This is a genomic window from Mesorhizobium sp. M4A.F.Ca.ET.050.02.1.1 (assembly GCF_003997725.1).
Classification (GTDB): domain Bacteria; phylum Pseudomonadota; class Alphaproteobacteria; order Rhizobiales; family Rhizobiaceae; genus Mesorhizobium.
The window spans coordinates 1-2,152 of the sequence record NZ_RZSG01000926.1; the positions used below are offsets into that span (position 1 = coordinate 1).

The 2,152-nt window shown below is 58.7% G+C and carries 1 protein-coding gene and 1 pseudogene; both read right to left on the reverse strand.

Going from position 1 to position 2,152, the window contains the following annotated elements; all coding sequences use genetic code 11:
* Positions 1 to 371: pseudogene (locus tag EOA33_RS33235) on the reverse strand (hypothetical protein); the annotation flags it as partial.
* On the reverse strand, positions 368 to 1,801 hold the full coding sequence (locus tag EOA33_RS33240; protein WP_245482513.1) for a VOC family protein: 1,434 nt from the start codon (positions 1,799 to 1,801) through the stop codon (positions 368 to 370). The pseudogene EOA33_RS33235 and the gene EOA33_RS33240, both read right to left, overlap by 4 nt.
* Between the last annotated feature and the right edge of the window lie 351 nt (positions 1,802 to 2,152).

Below are 2,152 nucleotides of genomic sequence, written 5' to 3' on the forward strand. Positions count from 1 at the left end.
GCCTTGGCGTAGAGATCAAATTCGTTGGCGACCTTAACTCCCAGGCCTTGTTCGAAAGCGTCCCGATTGGAACATTCCGAATAGTTCTGCTGCTCGTCGGTACCGAGATTCGATTGGAAGATGCCCGAAAGCGGTGTGCGCTCAAAATCGCCTGAAGCGGCAGGAGCAATAATGCGGTCTAAGTCGTCTTCCTCACATGGATGAAGAACCGCGACCGGTAGGATCAAAAAGATGCTGTCGTTAGCGGCGAACAGAATTCGGCTCACGAGGCTGGGCGGGAAGTCGCCACAGCAACCGGAGCGCCCCAGCGCGCCAAAGATCCGCAATAAATCGGCCGTCGCGGCCTTCCCGATCCGCTGCACTGTAGTCATGGCGCTTTGCGTGCTGCTTTGCTCAGCTGCGCCAATGCGTCGTCGATCGAGTGCTGTTGCGCCTTGGCGTAGAGATCAAATTCGTTGGCGACCTTAACTCCCAGGCCTTGTTCGAAAGCGTCCCGATTGGAACATTCCGAATAGTTCTGCTGCTCGTCGGTACCGAGATTCGATTGGAAGATGCCCGCGGCGCTGACCGGCAGGAAATCTTCATAGATGATCGGGTCGAAATGCAAATGGCCGCTTGCGACAAGCTCATCGACTGATCGCAGGATCTGCTTGCTTGCAGCAGCGGCAAGGCCTTCCCAAGTCGGTGCGTAGCGAAAATAGGCGAGTCCTTGTTCGCGAAGTGCGCTCCAACTGTCGGGAAACTCCTTGAATCGCTCTGCCAGGTGACTCTCGTACGCCCCGGCATGAGAACCTCGAATCCCAACCTGGACCTTGCGGCGAACTGAGGCCAGTAAGCTGTCATAGAGCTTGCGCCCCTTCGGCGTCAGCGCCACGCCGCGCTGCTCGATTTCACCGAACCGGGCTGTGTGCCTGCCCTCTACCAAGGCCCCGTCTGCTGCTTTGAACTCGATTCGCTCCTCGAGCGCCTTGAAGCTGGTCTGGCGAAGCAGGATCGGGCACTCGCGACGCGGCGGGCCCTCAATGACCGCCTTGGGCGTGATGCCGCGTTTGGGCATGCCAGCCTGAACAGCGTCTATGTCAAGCGTGCGCGGCGTCAGGTGGTTAATGTGCGGTCCGCGGAAACTCACCACGTCGGCAATCAGCCGGTGGGCGCCGTGCAGCTTGTTGTAGGTGGCAAGCGTCACGGTGGCGTCGCTGTGCCAGCGGAAAGTCTCGAGAACCTCGCGTACAAACTCCTCGGCCTCAGCCTGCTCAAGGCCGCCCTCGGCCTCGAAGACCTCGACAAGTTCGAGTGCGCGCGGGGTGAAGATCTGTCGCTGCGCCAGTATCCCGGCCGCCATTTTGCGCAGCGCTTCGTCCTCGATCAGCTCGAGGCGAAGAAGCGAGGTGAAAACGCGGAACGGGTTATTTCGCAAGGCATCGTCTTCCACAGGGCGGAAGGCCGTGGAATGGACAGGCACGCCAGCGACCGACAGATCGTAGTAGCCGACCGGATGCATGCCGAGCACCGCGAAGATGCGGCGGATGTTGAAGAGTTCTTCCGGCGTGCCGAGACGAATGGCGCCGTGACGCTCGACACCGAGCCGGTCCAGCTCGTGGGTGCGGCGCAATGCCTGTTCCAGCTCCGGGTCGCTCGCCAGCGTTGTAGTGTTGATGTCGGTTACCAGCCCAATGAGGGTGCCATACTGAGGCACCTCTGTGCGATACATCTCCGACATGGCATTCGAAAACAGCGACCGGATCTCGTCGGCGTGGACCGTCATCGAAGTCATTCTGAGCGACTTCATCTGAGCATGCATGGTCATACGGACCTCCCGAATGCCAACCGGAGAAAGAAGCAGCCGACGCTATCGGCTGCTCGCGGGATCTGAATGCGATCAAACCATCCTTCTGCCGGCTTCGATATCGACATCTATTCAGAAGTTCATTCCGAATTGGAATGAATACAAATTGAGACGGCTCGATCGGCAGCGTCATGCAACTTCAGAATAATCTACATGTTTGCCCTGCGTTCACGCGGCGATTGATAGCTTGAACCAGCAATAGTTTCGCCGTGAACGCCAGAGCCCCGCCTGGGGTTAACGCGAGGTCTAAGCGTGGCACTTTCGCCACAGACAAGGAATCGCCTGGTCATGCGGCGACAGTAACAC